Source organism: Ferrimonas sp. YIN67 (genome assembly GCF_057219095.1).
The window spans coordinates 70,396-83,020 of record NZ_JBXVVJ010000004.1 but is presented as its reverse complement, the minus strand read 5'-3'; the positions used below and the strand labels follow the sequence as shown (position 1 = coordinate 83,020).

General features: G+C 60.0%; 13 protein-coding genes. 6 read left to right on the top strand and 7 right to left on the bottom strand.

What is annotated here, in order from left to right; genetic code table 11:
* Positions 1–81 precede the first annotated feature (81 nt).
* The 3 genes from AC2D8U_RS10845 to AC2D8U_RS10835 all read left to right on the top strand — a co-directional run bounded on the left by AC2D8U_RS10845 (position 82) and on the right by AC2D8U_RS10835 (position 3,095).
* A complete protein-coding gene (locus tag AC2D8U_RS10845; RefSeq protein ID WP_484619068.1) occupies positions 82–1,368 on the top strand; it encodes a citrate synthase in 1,287 nt (428 codons plus the stop codon).
* A 424-nt stretch (positions 1,369–1,792) separates the two neighbouring features.
* A complete protein-coding gene (locus AC2D8U_RS10840) occupies positions 1,793–2,674 on the top strand; it encodes an MBL fold metallo-hydrolase (protein ID WP_484619067.1) in 882 nt (293 codons plus the stop codon).
* Between the two features lies 1 nt (position 2,675).
* Positions 2,676–3,095, top strand: a complete 420-nt coding sequence (locus AC2D8U_RS10835) for a hypothetical protein (RefSeq protein ID WP_484619066.1) — start codon at positions 2,676–2,678, stop codon at positions 3,093–3,095.
* A 218-nt stretch (positions 3,096–3,313) separates the two neighbouring features.
* On the opposite strand, the gene kdsB is transcribed toward AC2D8U_RS10835, so the two are convergent.
* The 5 genes from kdsB to AC2D8U_RS10810 all read right to left on the bottom strand — a co-directional run bounded on the left by kdsB (position 3,314) and on the right by AC2D8U_RS10810 (position 9,231).
* The gene (gene kdsB, locus AC2D8U_RS10830) at positions 3,314–4,063 is read right to left on the bottom strand and encodes a 3-deoxy-manno-octulosonate cytidylyltransferase (RefSeq protein ID WP_484619065.1); all 750 of its coding nucleotides are present in this window, start codon (positions 4,061–4,063) and stop codon (positions 3,314–3,316) included.
* Entirely contained in the window at positions 4,063–4,242 is a 180-nt protein-coding gene (locus tag AC2D8U_RS10825; protein ID WP_484619064.1) for a Trm112 family protein, read from the bottom strand. The genes kdsB and AC2D8U_RS10825 overlap by 1 nt, the downstream gene beginning before the upstream one ends.
* Positions 4,232–5,218 carry a tetraacyldisaccharide 4'-kinase gene (gene lpxK / locus AC2D8U_RS10820; protein WP_484619265.1) on the bottom strand — a complete coding sequence of 329 codons (987 nt, stop codon included), beginning with the start codon at positions 5,216–5,218 and terminating at the stop codon, positions 4,232–4,234. Before lpxK ends, AC2D8U_RS10825 begins: the two co-directional genes overlap by 11 nt.
* Before the next feature lie 5 nt (positions 5,219–5,223).
* Positions 5,224–6,975 (bottom strand): lipid A export permease/ATP-binding protein MsbA, encoded by a 1,752-nt coding sequence (gene msbA / locus AC2D8U_RS10815; RefSeq protein ID WP_484619063.1) that lies wholly within the window; start codon positions 6,973–6,975, stop codon positions 5,224–5,226.
* A gap of 93 nt (positions 6,976–7,068) precedes the next feature.
* Positions 7,069–9,231 carry a DNA internalization-related competence protein ComEC/Rec2 gene (locus tag AC2D8U_RS10810; protein ID WP_484619062.1) on the bottom strand — a complete coding sequence of 721 codons (2,163 nt, stop codon included), beginning with the start codon at positions 9,229–9,231 and terminating at the stop codon, positions 7,069–7,071.
* A gap of 68 nt (positions 9,232–9,299) precedes the next feature.
* Between AC2D8U_RS10810 and AC2D8U_RS10805 the strand changes: the two genes are divergently transcribed.
* The 3 genes from AC2D8U_RS10805 (at position 9,300) to AC2D8U_RS10795 (ending at position 11,770) form a co-directional block, all read left to right on the top strand.
* Entirely contained in the window at positions 9,300–9,827 is a 528-nt protein-coding gene (locus AC2D8U_RS10805) for a DUF2062 domain-containing protein (RefSeq protein ID WP_484619061.1), read from the top strand.
* 216 nt (positions 9,828–10,043) lie between these two features.
* Positions 10,044–10,346 carry a hypothetical protein gene (locus tag AC2D8U_RS10800; protein ID WP_484619060.1) on the top strand — a complete coding sequence of 101 codons (303 nt, stop codon included), beginning with the start codon at positions 10,044–10,046 and terminating at the stop codon, positions 10,344–10,346.
* Positions 10,347–10,771: 425 nt separating this feature from the next.
* Positions 10,772–11,770 carry an extracellular solute-binding protein gene (locus tag AC2D8U_RS10795; protein ID WP_484619059.1) on the top strand — a complete coding sequence of 333 codons (999 nt, stop codon included), beginning with the start codon at positions 10,772–10,774 and terminating at the stop codon, positions 11,768–11,770.
* A 200-nt stretch (positions 11,771–11,970) separates the two neighbouring features.
* Here AC2D8U_RS10795 and AC2D8U_RS10790 read toward each other — a convergent pair whose 3' ends face one another.
* Together AC2D8U_RS10790 and ppiC are read right to left on the bottom strand one after the other, a co-directional pair.
* A complete protein-coding gene (locus tag AC2D8U_RS10790; RefSeq protein ID WP_484619058.1) occupies positions 11,971–12,192 on the bottom strand; it encodes a GDCCVxC domain-containing (seleno)protein in 222 nt (73 codons plus the stop codon).
* A 95-nt stretch (positions 12,193–12,287) separates the two neighbouring features.
* Positions 12,288–12,569 carry a peptidylprolyl isomerase PpiC gene (ppiC, locus tag AC2D8U_RS10785; RefSeq protein ID WP_484619057.1) on the bottom strand — a complete coding sequence of 94 codons (282 nt, stop codon included), beginning with the start codon at positions 12,567–12,569 and terminating at the stop codon, positions 12,288–12,290.
* Positions 12,570–12,625: the final 56 nt, after the last annotated feature.

The following is a 12,625-nucleotide window of genomic DNA, read 5'->3' as shown; positions in this document are numbered from 1 at the left end:
ATTGCCTTTTGTGACGTCGCTCACTTAGAATGTCCGGCGTGACAATATGGATAACGATAAAAGAAGTAAGGAGAACCAGCTATGGGTGACCACGTTGCCAAGCTACAGATCCCAGGCCAGGAGACGATCGAACTGCCGATCAAATCCGGCTCTGCAGGGCACGATGTCATCGACATCAGCACTCTGGGCAAGCACGAGCACTTCACGTTTGATCCGGGCTTCCTCGCGACCGCTTCCTGCGAATCCGAGATCACCTTCATCGATGGAGACAAGGGGATCCTGCTGCACCGCGGCTACCCGATCGACCAGCTCGCCACTCAATCCAGCTACCTGGAGGTCTGCTACCTGCTGCTCAAAGGCGATCTGCCGGGCGATCAGGAGATGCAGGAGTTCAAGGATCTGGTGACACGCCACACCATGGTTCACGAACAGTTGGCCAATTTTTACCGCGGTTTCCGCCGTGACGCCCACCCAATGGCCATTCTCTGTGGTGTCATTGGCGCCCTGTCTGCGTTCTATCATGACTCCACCGACGTCAACGACGAGCGTCACCGTGAGATCGCCGCCATCCGCCTGATCTCCAAGATGCCGACCCTGGCTGCCATGGCATACAAGTACAATCAAGGCCAGCCATTCGTCTACCCACGTAACGATCTCTCCTTTGCCGGCAACTTCCTGAACATGATGTTCTCCGTGCCCTGCGAAGAGTATGTGGTCAATCCCGTGGTAGAGCGCGCCATGGATAGGATCTTCATCCTCCATGCCGATCACGAACAAAATGCCTCCACCTCCACCGTACGCCTGGCAGGCTCCTCCGGGGCCAACCCGTTTGCCTGCATCTCCGCCGGTGTCGCCTCCCTCTGGGGCCCGGCCCACGGTGGAGCCAACGAGGCCTGCCTCAACATGCTTGAGGAGATCGGCAGCGTCGATCGCATCCCCGAGTTTGTTGCCCGCGCCAAGGATAAGGATGATCCGTTCCGCCTTATGGGCTTTGGCCACCGGGTGTACAAGAACTTCGATCCCCGTGCCACCGTCATGCGCGAGACCTGCCACGAAGTTCTGGCAGAGCTCAACATCCAGGATCCACTGCTGGATGTCGCCATGGAGCTGGAACGTATCGCCCTGTCCGATGACTACTTCGTTGAGAAGAAGCTGTACCCGAACGTCGACTTCTACTCAGGGATCATCATGAAGGCCATCGGCATTCCCACCTCCATGTTTACCGTGATCTTTGCCCTCTCCCGCACCGTCGGCTGGGTGTCACACTGGCAGGAGATGCTAAGCCAACCAGGCCACAAAATTGGGCGCCCGCGTCAGCTCTATACCGGTGCCCCACTGCGGGATTATGTTCCGGGAAACCAGCGCTAACCCTCGCAAACACCCATAAAAAGCCCGCCATCTGGCGGGCTTTTTGATGGCGAACTCCCAATCATCTGTTGCTGCTTCACACAATCTGCCCCCTGTCATTATCCAGGTAGCCGCAAGCCACCAATTGAAAGCCGCAGCTATCAACGCACGAACCGATAGGCCGCAGCCGGCCCCAGATCCGAAGCAGGCACTGCGCAACCCTAAAGTCATGCCTCAGAATCAACGAGGGTGAGGGCATCAACCGGATGCATACGGGCGCCAAGAGCAACACACCTTTTGCTGTTGGCAGCGGTCCGAAAAGGCATTGCGACACAACCCCATCATAGAATTAAGCCCATGCAAAAAAGGTTTTTTGACATCGCCTTTCCCTTGCCACCACTAGCGACTAGGTTAAGGCTTATCACTAGAGCACAAGGAGGTGTCGATGGCTTTCAAAGAGATGAGTAAGAGCTTTGGGGCACTGCTGCTACTGATGGGTAGCTTCAATGGTTTGAGCTGGGCGCAGGACGGCCAATTCGATGACACCGAGATCGTGAGCCATCAACTCACCGACAGCATCTATATGCTCACAGGCTCAGGTGGCAATATCGGCGTTCTGATCGGGGAAGACGGCCTGCTGATCATTGATGATCAATTTGCCCCCCTGGCCCCCAAGATCCAGGCACAGCTCCAGCGGCTGACACCAGGCTCCAAGGGGTTACCCGACCTGGTGATCAACACCCATCATCATGCCGATCATACCGGTGGCAACACGGAGTTGGGGGCCGATGCCATGATCCTGGCCCATCACAATGTTCGCCGCCACCTCAAGGCCGATGGTCAAACCGACGAGGCGCTCCCGGTCCTCACCTACGATGAGGGCGTAGATCTGCACTTTAACGGCCAGCATATTCGCCTGCGTCATCTGGGGCGGGGCCATACCGATGGCGATACCCTGGTCTGGTTTGAGGAAGCCAATGTGCTGCATACCGGCGATCTCTTCTTCAAAGATCGCTTTCCCTTTATCGATCATCAGCACGGCGGCAGTGTTGAAGGCGACCTTCACCAGCTGATGCAGCTCCTCGAGTGGTGTGATGAGAACACTCAGATCATCCCCGGCCACGGCGAGTTGGCCAATTTGCAGGATCTGGCCCGCTTTATCTCCATGCTGCGACAATCTCTGGAGTGGGCGCAGTCCATGACGGATCAACCCGCCAAAGCCTGGCATGAGGCAGGCCTACCTGAGAGTCTCAAGGGCTGGAGCTGGTCCTTTATCGGTGAAGAGCGCTGGATCGAAACCCTCTGGCTTGAGCAGGAAGCCCACTGAGATGCTGTTTGAACTTATCCGGTTTCTGATCATCGCCCTGCTGCTTAGCCTGTTACCCATCTATCTGGGGGCAAGGCTGCTGCGTCTGGGCAACCCGAGCTGGTACGCCGCCCTGGCAGCCGTGGCCGCCGCCCTCGCCCTGCAGTCACTGACCAGCCAGGTCGTTGATGGTGATGGCTTGGCCTGGGTAGTGGCGATCCTCACCGGGGCCTTCGCCTTTAGCCTGTTTCTCGACAGCCCCTACTGGAAGGCCGTGCTGATCTGCGCCCTGGTACTGCTAGTGCTCTGGGGAGCGAAACAGCAGCTCCTCCCCGAGACCACGCCCTATGACGAACTGCAACGCCTGTTCAAGGCACTGCAAAGCGAGTTGTGGAGCCAGTCTCCCCCTTCGTCGTCACTGCCGAAACAGGAACGCTTGTAGCGGTCACGCTCTCTGCCACGCAGTGAGCCAAAAGCGCGGTATGGGCCTGACGGCCCTGCGGTACGCGACGGCATCGCTGCAGTAGGCGATGAGTAACAGGCGCTTGTAGCTTGTAGCTTGTAGCTTGTAACTTGCAGCTTGCAGCTTGTAGCTTGGCTGCAAGCGGCTAAAAGCAAAAACGCCGTCACAGATGACGGCGTTTGTCGTTGAATGACGCTTCAGCGAGCCAGGATCTGGCGTACCCGCTCCAGATCTTCCGGCGTATCCACGCCGGCACGGGGCATCTCCTTGGCCTCAGCCACGTGGATCTTCTCGCCCTGATACAGCACTCGAAGCTGCTCCAGCGACTCAATGGTCTCCAGTGGGCTGACCGGCCAGGAGACATAACGTCGGATAAAGCCGGCACGGTATCCGTAGATCCCCACATGACGCAGGGCCCCTGGGCTGATCGCCTTGGTGCCTTCGGCAGCGAAGCGGTCCCGGGCCCAGGGAATGGGCGCCCGAGAGAAGTAGAGGGCATGGCCATCTTTGTCACACACCACCTTGACCGCATTGGGGTTGTGCATCTCTTCGGCATCATCGATGCGCACCGCCAGAGTCGCCATTTCGGCAGAGCCCGCGGCCAGATTGTCCGCGACCTGACGAATGTTCGCCTGGGGGATCAAAGGCTCATCCCCCTGAACATTCACCACTATGGTGTCATCACCCAGTGCCAGCCGCTCGACCACCTCGGCCAGGCGCTCCGTACCACTTTGATGATCAGCCGAGGTCATCAGGACTTCAAACTGTGTCCCCAAGGCATCGACCACACGCTGATCGTCCGTGGCCACCACCACACGCTCGGCCCCGCTGGCCTGCGCCCGCTCAGCCACGTGCTGGATCATCGGCTTGCCCGCAATATCGGCCAGGGGCTTGCCCGGCAACCGGGTTGAACCATAGCGGGCCGGGATCACCACCACAAAAGACATCAGTCGTTGCTCTCCAGCGCGGTGGCCCGATCTTCCAGCAGGACCGGGATCCCTTCGGTGATCGGGTATACCAGACGGTCTGCCTTGCAGATCAGTCGCTGGCCTTCACGGTCATACTCCAGCTTGCCCTTACACACGGGGCAGGCAATGATCTCCAGCAATTTATTATCAAACGCCATCGAGCTTTTCCTTCAACTTGGCCATAAATTGGCTATCAAAATCTGGGCCCAAACTAGCAGTTACCGGTAGGTAATACCAGTTATCACGGGCAAAGGCACGGCACTTAACCGCATCTTTTTCAGTCATTAAGAGGGACTGACCGGCGGGGCTCAAGGCCGCCAGGGTCGCCTCATCATAAGCCTGGTGATCCGGGAAGGGGATCTGTCTTTCCAGCTCCAGCTTCATCCCTGCCAGGGTGGCAAAAAAACGGGGAGGATGACCGATCCCCGCCATGGCCACATAGGGGGGGATCGGCGCCACCTCACCTCGACCATTCACCGCCCGCCAGTTGCCCGGCTGCAGGGACATGGGCCACTCGCCGGTGTCGGCCTGTCCGCCGTTGCAGATCACCAGATCACACTGGCCCAGGCGTTCGACCCCTTCCCGCAGCGGCCCCATGGGCAGACGATAACCGTTGCCAAAACGACGCTCGCCATCGATCACCGCCACCTCGAGGCTGCGGCCCAGGCGATAGTGCTGCATGCCATCATCACTGATGATGATGTCCACCTCGCCCGAGTCCACCAGGCACTGGGCTGCGGCCACCCGATCCGGCCCCACCACCACGGGCACGCCGGTACGCTGAAACATCAACAGGGGCTCGTCGCCGCACTCGCTGGCCCGGGTAACCGGACTCAGGCGCAGCGGGTAGTGCTCGGCCTTGCCACCATAGCCACGGCTGATGATCCCCGGGCGATAGCCTCGGGCCTTGAGCAGCTCAACCAGGTAGAGCACGGTGGGCGTCTTACCATTGCCCCCCACACTGATATTCCCCACCACCACCACAGGCAGTGGCAGGCGGTGCTGACGCTTGAGACCAAGCCGGTAGAGACACCGACGCAGGGCCGTGATCCCGACAAACAGGGCGCTTAGGGGCGCCAGCAACCACAGCAGGGGGTGACCCTGCTGCCAGGCGTGTTCTATGCGGGATTGCAGTGACATCACTCGTCGCCGAACTGCAGTTGGTGCAGCTGCCAGAAGGCTCCCCGCTTCGCGAGCAGCTCCTGATGACTGCCACGCTCAATGATCTCGCCCTGATCCATCACCACGATCTCATCGGCAGACTCGATGGTGGAGAGGCGGTGGGCGATCACCAGAGAGGTGCGTCCCTGCTGCAGGGTTTCCAGGGCCGATTGGATGGCCCGCTCGGACTCCGTATCCAGGGCCGAGGTCGCCTCATCCAGGATCAGCACGGGGGCATCACGCAAAATGGCTCGAGCGATGGCGATACGCTGGCGCTGACCGCCGGAGAGCAGGATCCCATCTTCGCCCACCAGGGTATCCAGGCCGTCCGGCAGCTTCTCCACGAACTCCATCACGTGGGCCGCCTTGGCCGCCGCCTCGATCTGCTCCCGGGTCACATCCTCTTTGCAGGCATAGGCGATGTTATTGGCGATGCTGTCGTTAAACAGCACCACCTGTTGAGACACCGTGGCGATCTGCGCCCTCAGGCTGGCCAGTGTCAACTCGGAGATGTCGGTGCCATCGAGGCGAATGGTGCCACTGTCCAATTCATAGAAACGGGGCAGCAGGGTCGACAGTGTGGTCTTGCCAGAGCCGGAGCGTCCCACCAGGGCGACCGTCTTGCCGGCGGGAATGGCCAGATCGATCCCCTTGAGCACAGGCCCTTCTGAGCTGGGGTAACTGAATACCACCTGCTCCAGAGTTACGTCACCTCGGCTGCGCTCAATCACTTGAGTGCCCGTATCCCGGGCATCGGACTCGTCGAGTACGTCAAAGACACTGGATGCCGCGGCGATCCCACGCTGGAACTCGGCATTAACCCGGGTTAGACGCTTTAACGGCGCCAGCAGCCCCATCATGGCGCTGATGATCACCACAAAGGAGCCCGGAGTCATGCTGTTCAACACGCTTTCGAAGCTGGCGGCGAAGAACACGGTCGCCAACGCAAAGGAGCCGATGATCTGGATCGCTGGCTGACTGATCGCCTGGGCCGCAGCCAGCTTCATGTTTTGCTGACGGGTGCGGTTGTTGACCTTGGCAAAGCGCTCCGCTTCCAGCGCCTGCCCGCCAAAGGCGAGCACATTCTTATGCCCTTTCAGCATCTGCTCGGTGGCACTGGTGACCCCGCCCATGGCGGCCTGGATGTTCTTGGAAACTTTGCGGAAGCGGCGGCTGACGAAGGCAATGACCCAGGCAACCGGGGGGCCGATCAGGAAAATGATGGAGGAGAGCTGCCAACTTTCGTAAAACATCATCGCCAACAGCGCCAGCACGGTGAAACCGTCCTTGATCATGGAAACCAAAGCACTGGAGGAGGCCCGAGAGACCTGCTCCGTGTCATAGGTGACCTTGGAGATCAGATCCCCACTGGAGCGGCTGTCAAAATAGCTGACTGGCAGTTTCAGGTACTTTTCAAACACCGCCTGACGCATCGACCGGATCACATGTTGGCTGACCCAGGCCATGCAATAGGTAGAGACAAAATTGGCGCTGCCTCGAAGCACAAACATGCCGATGATGAACAGGGGCACCCAGCGCAGGAAATCCACGTCACCCGGTTGCAACCCGTTGTCGATGAAGGGCTTCAACATGTAGATCAAGGCCGCATCCACCGCGCCGTAAAACGCCATCGCTAAGACAGCGACGATGAAAGCCTTCTTGTAGGGGCGCACATAGGGCCACAGGCGCTTAAAAGTCGGCCAGACCTGGCCGGATTGTTTGTCGCTCATAACAGCCAATTATCAATTCTCGAAAGGCAGCATTCTACTCCGCTCACGGGGCGATACCAATGGCTCAACCACAAAACCCGCGTTCGATATGCCCTATTGCTGGTTATACCACCAGGGGGCGAGCTGACGACGGTAGCGCTCAAGAGTCATTGTGCCATCCGCCTGCCAGCGGAAACTCAGCTGCCCGGTCAGCCCCGACTGCCACGCCTGGCTGCCAACCGCTCGGTATCGTGCAGCCACCTGAGGGTGGGGAAATCCCCAGCGATTGTCCCGCCCGGCCGGATACACCACATGGGCCGGAGGGAAGGCTTCAACAAAGGCCTCGCTGCTGGAGCTCTTCGAACCATGGTGGGGGGCCAGCAGCACACTGAGTGGCCCCGACAGGCCCTGGTTTAACAGGTAGGTTTCCCCCGCCTGCTCGATGTCGCCGGGCAGCAGCACTCGATGCTCACCATCACTGAGCAGGAGCACACAGGAGCCATCATTCCCCATCAGTGGCGCCTGCAGCCAGCGCAGGGAGAGGCCGCGCCAGCTTCGGGGGCCGGTTTCGCAGGGGCGGCCGCCGACGCCGATTTGCTGGGTAACGGGCAGGCTGTTCAGGATCACGCCTGCCCCACCGGCATGATCGTTATCGCCATGGCTGATCACCAGATAGTCGAGCCGCCGGATCCCCCGCTCTCGCAGCAACGGCAGGATGCTGGTTTGGGCATAGCTGAATCCGCCGGGCAGACGGGCACCGGTATCATAAAGCAGTGCTCCCTGCCCTCTCTGGATCAACACCGCCAGCCCCTGGCCGACATCGATCACATCCATGCGCCAATAGGGGAGCGGCCTCACCGCCACAAGTGCCAGAGGCAACAGCAGGATGGCCCCCTGCCAGTGCCAACCGCGCCAGGGCCGAAGCCTCACCAGAGCAACCGCGACCCCTGCCAGAGCCAGAGGCCAGAGCATCCATTGGGCCAGCTCACCATAGCCCCAGGTGGCTTGGCTGGCCCAGGTGCTTACCCCCTCCACCGCCAGCAAAGCCCAATCCGCCGGCCACAGCACCGCCGGCGATGTCCCCAGCAGCACCGCCCCGCCACAGAGCAGGCACAGGGGCAGGATCACCATGGAGAACAGAGGCAGGATCAGCAGGTTGGCCCACAGCCCATGGAGACTGAACTGACCAAACCAGGCACCTTGAACGATCGTGAGTGCCAGGGTCAGGGCACACTGCAACTGGATAAACCACAGCAGCTTCTGCCAGCCACTCTTAGGTTTAGGCAGCCACCAGTTAACGCAAAGGATCACGGTCACGGCACCCAAAGAGAGCCAGTATCCCGGCGTCATCGCCGCCAGGGGCTGCATCAACAGCAGCAGGGCCGCCACACGCAGCAGGATCTCCCAGGGCCGGGCGTTGCGGGCCATCCCCAACAGGATCATGCCCAGCACCACCATGGCTGCGGCGCGCCGGGTTGGCAGGGCAAACCCGGCCAGGGCACCGTAACCGACCACCATCAGTGTCGCCAGCAGGGCGATCCACAGTCGACCACGCCCACGGGGATCCGGATAGATCCTCGGCAACAGCCAACGGCCGCCGCCCAGCACCAGGCCAGCCACTATGGTCAGGTGAAGGCCGGAGATGGCCAGCAGGTGGATCAGCCCGGAGCGCCGCATCTGTTGCCAGCGCGTATCGCTGATCCCTCGCCTGTCGGCCAGCACCAGGGCACGGATCAGATCGCCACGTGCCAGGCCACGCGTCGCGGCCTCCAGCCGGTCCAGCAAGGTGCGTCGCCAATGGCCGGGATCCTCTAATAACACCCCGCTGCGGACATAGCCGCTGGCCCCGATCCCCAGCGCCAATAGCTGACGGCGGCGGTTACCTCCCCCCAAATTCAGGGTGCCCGTGGGATCCTTGAGCTTTACCTCGAGATCATAGCGTTGTCCCAGTTTTAGGGGGGGTCCGTTATACCAAGCTAAATCAATGGTTTCAGCTTGGTAAAATGCCAGCTTTTTGCCATTCAATTGCTCGACGGAGAAACGGGTTCGCTGGTATAGTTCCGCGCCAGTGGGGATCTCGGTCACCACGGCAATGACGCTATGGATCCCCGGTGCCAAGGGCCGCTTCGGATCCGTCAGCCAATGGGCATAGCCATGGCCAAACAGCAGGCCTGCGACCAGTCCCAACAGCACAGGTCGGCGGCCCAGCAGAAACAATGCAGGTATACTTGCAAGCAGGATAGGTACAGGCAGCAGTACAGGCCAGACTACACTCAATGACAGTACTGCCACCCACCCAAACAGAATTCCATTTACCATCAGGGTTTTGATTTCGTCCCAATACGATGCCGAAAAGAACGATTAAAAGGATCATGCCTGATCCGGAAGCAGTCCGGCAGCACAAGTACCTCAAGTTACTTGGCCCATGGATGCAACGGGCTAACATATGGCACCTAAACCGACGCTCCGCCAGCGGTGCGTTGGCTCTGGGTATGTTCAGTGCCTGGATGCCCATCCCCTTCCAGATGGTCTTGGCGGCTATTTTGGCCATCATCGCCGGGGTGAACATGCCCCTGGCCATTGTCACCGTCTGGATCTCCAACCCCCTGACCATGCCCATCATGTTCTACTGTGCCTACCTCATGGGCACCTGGATCATGCGCTGGGAACGCACCGGATTCCATTTCGAACTGAGCTTCCAGTGGCTCGCGGACAGCCTCCACTCCTACGGCCCCCCCTTCCTGCTGGGCTGTGGTTTGTTGGGGCTGATATTCGCCGGTCTCACCTACCTGGTGATCAATAGCCTGTGGCGCTACTCCATCCTGTTTAACTGGCGCAAACGCCGCGAAGACCGAATGCGACGCTACTCCTGAGGTGGTCACCCAGAGCAAAGAGCTCTCTGTCTCTCTTTGCTCTGGGTCGCTGTAACCGGGTCCGCTTCACAATTTTCTTCCATCGAGGGAACCCACCGGACCGGCTGGCGTCGGATAACAGATAATGGCTGACACCGGGGTCACCCCCCATTCAGCTTCGCCGTGTTAATCTACTCGTCCATTCCCGTGCTGTGGCGCGCACCTTCCGGAGGCCCCATGATCAATCCCTTTTTACACCGCTGTCGCCAGGTCCGTTACCAGGTGTACGGCAAAGGGCAGCCCATCAGCCCCCTGCATGCCGTGCTCGGCACCCTCCTGTTGGCCGGTCTGTTTTTCCTGCTGTTGCCCATCTTCCTGTTGATCCTGGCGGCCTCCTTTGGCCTGTTTCTGATCGCCGCGGTCGTCGCCGCGTTCAAAGGCCAGCAACTCAAACGTCAGGCCCAGCAACATGCCCAGACCCACACCCGAGGACCAACCGGGCGCCAGGAGAAGGTGATCAATCCGGACGTCGGTCGCTAAGGCGTTCACGACTCAATCGCAGGCTCAGTGGCAGGCGGCTTGACCCGCCTTCGACAGAACACTGGCTCCATAGATTGCTCTACTGCTCTCCTGAGGCTCACTTTCTGCAAGACCTACGTCCTCTTGATGACGATCAAAACTGGGTATCAAACTCACTGTGGCCCATTGGGAAACTCTTGAAGATCTCCTGCTCACGAAAACACCAACTCAGGTGCTGACCAGCTGGCCATGGGGCTGCACCCTCCGACCGGCCCGATTACCCACCAGACCTTTGCTACTGGTACTTCAACCGGTTGTCTCGATTGAGGATCCCTCCCACGAACCGAGCTGTCCCATACGACATCTTCCGTGACAAGCCGTTGCCCGGTCATTCTCCCCTGCCCTAGAATGAGGCCCTTTCCTCTATTGCCGTTTTTGGAGATCCCATGCGTCACGCCCTGACGATGGCCAGCCTGCTCCTCAGCAGCCTGGCCATCGCCCAACCCGTTACCGTCTACACCTCCCGTCAGGCCGAGCTGATCGAGCCCACCATGGCACTCTTTACCGAGCAAACCGGGATCGCCACCAAAGTGGTCTATGTCTCCCGTATCGGCCTCGAGCAACGCCTGGAGCAGGAGGGGGCCGACTCCCCCGCGGACGTGGTGCTGCTGAACAATGTCTCCCGCCTCATTCCCCTGGTCGAGATGGGCTGGACCGCACCGGTCAATAGCCCCGTGCTTGAGCAAAACATCCCCAGCCAGTACCGGGATCCTGAGCACCACTGGTTCGGTCTGACCCTGCGAACCCGCAACATCTACAGCGCCAAAACCCGCGTCGGGGCCGTTAACCTCAGCTACGAAGATCTGGCCAAACCCGAGTTTCGCGGCAAAGTCTGCATGCGCTCCGGCCGAAGCCCCTTCAACCTGGATTTCATCGCCTCGTTGATCGCCCACCACGGCGAGGCCGAAACCCGCGCCTGGCTCAAAGGGCTGAAAGCCAATCTGGTGCGGCCGCCCCAGGGCACCGACAAAGCCCAGATCAAGGCCGTGGCCGAGGGCGTGTGTGACTACGCCGTCGCCAACAGCTACTACTACGGCTACATGCTCAGAGACGACGCGGAGCGCGAGTTGGCCCAACAGGTGGTGATCAACTTCCCCAACCAGCAGGATCGCGGTACCCATGTGAACATCTCAGGCGCAGTCATGAGCCGCCATGGCAACAACCCCGAAGGGGGCCGGGCCCTGCTGGAGTTCCTCTCCGGCCCGGAAGCCCAGGCACTCTACCCGGCGCTCAATGCGGAGTTCCCCATCCATCCGGATCACGCCCCCAGCGAGATGGTGGCGGCCTGGGGCCCGTTTAACGCCGATCCCATCCCGCTGGCGCAGTGGGCCGGTTACCATCAGGATGCCAGACGCCTGGTGCAGGAAACCGGGTTCGATCAGTAACCCCGGCAAACCGATCAAAAAAGCCGCTTTCCCAGAGGAGAGCGGCTTTTTTATACCCTGACATCATGGCAAGCGTGGCTCAAGCTGTAACCGGCAGGCGGCTGCCCGCCGTGCGGGGAGAGACTGAGAGCCCCAGTTCAGGTTGGGGACGCTTCTTGGTGCTTTAAGCGATCTTATCCAACGTAAAACTGCACTGTGAGTTACACGCTCTCACGGCCACAGCAACTTTGTCCCTGTTGAATGGAGGGACACTTCACCGTCCCATAGGAGCAGAACACGCAGCAGTCACCGGGCAGGGGTTTGAGGAGTACTTGGCAGTGGGGACACTGATAAAACCACTGACACGCGTCCGTAGGCATGGGCTCGGTTGCGAGATGGCCACAATGGGGACAGGTTAAGGTCGAGCGAAGTGTAATGTTCATGATCTCGGCCATGGCTGATGATCGTCACTCTCGCCATCCTATACCTCTCCCCAGGCTAAGGCCAAACGGTTCGGCGCTACCGGGCAAGGAACCCCTCAGGTCCGATATAAAACCTTGATGATGTGCCAGCCAAACTTGGTCTTTACCGGACCCAGCGGCTTGAGGATCTCCCCGCTGAAAACGGCTTTGTCGAAGGGCCCGACCATATCACCCTTGCGAAACTCTCCCAGGCTGCCGCCCTTCTTACCCGACGGACAGCTGGAGTATTTCTTCGCCAGCGTCTGGAAGTTGGCACCCTTCTCGAGCTGCAGGAGCAACTCCTTGGCCTTGGATTCGTGTTTCACCAGGATGTGCAGGGCGGCGGCGGTCTTGGCCATGGGGGGATCTCCGAAAATAGGATTAAGCGCGCGGAGTCTAGCAGGCCCCATGGTCG

Coding starts and splice junctions, on each gene's coding strand:
- msbA (WP_484619063.1), bottom strand. CDS start 6,975: ATGAGCGACAAACAATCCGGCCAGGTCTGGCCGACTTTTAAGCGCCTG.
- AC2D8U_RS10800 (WP_484619060.1), top strand. CDS start 10,044: ATGATCAATCCCTTTTTACACCGCTGTCGCCAGGTCCGTTACCAGGTG.
- AC2D8U_RS10805 (WP_484619061.1), top strand. CDS start 9,300: ATGCCGAAAAGAACGATTAAAAGGATCATGCCTGATCCGGAAGCAGTC.
- AC2D8U_RS10835 (WP_484619066.1), top strand. CDS start 2,676: ATGCTGTTTGAACTTATCCGGTTTCTGATCATCGCCCTGCTGCTTAGC.
- AC2D8U_RS10825 (WP_484619064.1), bottom strand. CDS start 4,242: ATGGCGTTTGATAATAAATTGCTGGAGATCATTGCCTGCCCCGTGTGT.
- AC2D8U_RS10845 (WP_484619068.1), top strand. CDS start 82: ATGGGTGACCACGTTGCCAAGCTACAGATCCCAGGCCAGGAGACGATC.
- AC2D8U_RS10795 (WP_484619059.1), top strand. CDS start 10,772: ATGCGTCACGCCCTGACGATGGCCAGCCTGCTCCTCAGCAGCCTGGCC.
- AC2D8U_RS10840 (WP_484619067.1), top strand. CDS start 1,793: ATGGCTTTCAAAGAGATGAGTAAGAGCTTTGGGGCACTGCTGCTACTG.
- ppiC (WP_484619057.1), bottom strand. CDS start 12,569: ATGGCCAAGACCGCCGCCGCCCTGCACATCCTGGTGAAACACGAATCC.
- kdsB (WP_484619065.1), bottom strand. CDS start 4,063: ATGTCTTTTGTGGTGGTGATCCCGGCCCGCTATGGTTCAACCCGGTTG.
- AC2D8U_RS10790 (WP_484619058.1), bottom strand. CDS start 12,192: ATGAACATTACACTTCGCTCGACCTTAACCTGTCCCCATTGTGGCCAT.